3 protein-coding genes are annotated in these 1,691 nt (G+C 65.0%); 1 reads left to right on the top strand and 2 read right to left on the bottom strand.

The genetic code is table 11. The annotated features are described in order from the left end of the window. Positions 1-649: ammonium transporter (locus tag JNK68_07390; protein ID MBL8540181.1), on the top strand; the 649-nt coding region annotated here is incomplete at its 5' end. A gap of 54 nt (positions 650-703) precedes the next feature. On the opposite strand, the gene JNK68_07385 is transcribed toward JNK68_07390, so the two are convergent. Next, entirely contained in the window at positions 704-1,156 is a 453-nt protein-coding gene (locus JNK68_07385) for a GNAT family N-acetyltransferase (GenBank protein MBL8540180.1), read from the bottom strand. Between the two features lie 9 nt (positions 1,157-1,165). Continuing rightward, a partial coding sequence (locus tag JNK68_07380; protein MBL8540179.1) for a helix-turn-helix domain-containing protein occupies positions 1,166-1,691 on the bottom strand: 526 nt, incomplete at its 5' end.

Below are 1,691 nucleotides of genomic sequence, written 5' to 3'. Positions count from 1 at the left end.
CATGACCATGATCGGCGCATCGCTGCTGTGGGTGGGCTGGTTCGGCTTCAACGCCGGCTCCAACCTGGAGGCGAACGGCGTCACCGCCATGGTGTTCCTCAACACCATGATCGCGACGGGTGCCGCGACCTTGTCGTGGACATTCGTCGAATGGATGATCCGCGGCAAGCCGACCATGCTTGGTGCTGCGTCGGGTGCCGTTGCCGGCCTGGTCGCGATCACGCCCGCCTGCGGCTTCGTCGGTCCCATGGGTGCCATCGTCATCGGCCTCATCGCCGGCATCATCTGCTTCTGGGGCGTGACCGGTCTCAAGGGCATGTTCGGCTACGATGACAGCCTCGACGTCTTCGGTGTTCACGCCGTGGGCGGAATCGCCGGCGCGCTCTTGACCGGCGTGTTCTGCTCGCCATCGCTCGGCGGTACGGGCGTGTACGACTACGTGGCGAACGCCGTTACCCCCGATTACTCGATCGGCGGCCAGGTCTACATCCAGGCGATCGGCGTCATCACCACCATCGTTTGGTCGGGCGTCGTGGCATTCATCTCGTACAAGATCGTGGATGCCATCGTCGGACTCCGCGTGACGGAAGAGGAAGAGCGCACAGGTCTGGACGAGGCCCTGCACGGCGAGTCCGCCTACAACCTCTGACGCATTCTTTCAAAGCATCAGTCGACGGGCGCCTGCGGGCGCCCGTTCTTCTTTCTAGAGCGCTCGGCGCCAGGCACCGAGCTGCGTCGCCTGCCAGCCGAGATGACGATAGAAGCCGAGTGAGAGGGCGTTCGTGCGATCGGCAAGCAGTTGCGCCCGCGTCGCGCCCTTCCCGCGTGCCCAGTCAAGGAGCGCTGTCAGGAGCAAGGCGCCGATCCCCCGCCCGCGACAACGCTCGGCGACGACGACGTCCTCGATCCATGCGGAATAGGCACCTTCAGCCGTCGACACGACGAGCTGCGCGCTCGCCATGCCGACCACGTCACCGGCTGCCCGCGCCGTCATGACCACTGCGCGCTCGGTATCCGCCAGCAGGAGTTCGAGGCCCCGGCGCTGACGTCCGGCATCCGGATGGAAATCCACCTCGATGGAGAACAGTGCCGCGAGCAGCGCTTGCAGGGCCGGGACGTCCTCGGCGCACGCCGGTGCGATCGTGATGCCTTCCATATGACCGGTTCAGCCCGCGTCGCTGCCGTAGACGATGACCGCCAGGAACTTGATGGGCAGCTCGATGAGATTCTCGGGGCCGTGCGGCACGCTGCCGCGGAAGGTGAGTGAATCGCCGGGTCCGAGCATGTACGTGTGCTGGCCGTGACGGTATTCGATCCGCCCTTCCAGCATGTAGATGAATTCGTTACCCGGATGCTCGAAGGTGGGAAACACTTCGGAAGCATCGTCCATGGTGATGAGGAATGGCTCGAAGTTCTTCTGCGGACCCTGATCGTAGGCGAGCAGATGGTAGGTGTGCCCGCAGCGGGTGCCCCGGCGAACCACCTCCATGCCGGCGCCCGCTCTCACCAATTGCGCGCCCCCGGACGGCACGTCGTAGTAGCGGAAGAGGTGGGCGAGCGACACGCCCAACGCACGGGCAATGCGTGAGAGCGTATCGAGACTGGTCGCGGTCTGACCGTTCTCGATCTTCGACAGCATGCCGCGACTGATGCCGACCTGCGCCGCGACATCGGCGATGGTCAGATGGTCC

The sequence above is a fragment of the Betaproteobacteria bacterium genome, from assembly GCA_016791345.1.
Lineage (GTDB): Bacteria > Pseudomonadota > Gammaproteobacteria > Burkholderiales > JAEUMW01 > JAEUMW01.
The sequence above is the reverse complement of the archived record's forward strand: the minus strand, read 5'-3'. Positions and strand labels throughout refer to the sequence as shown.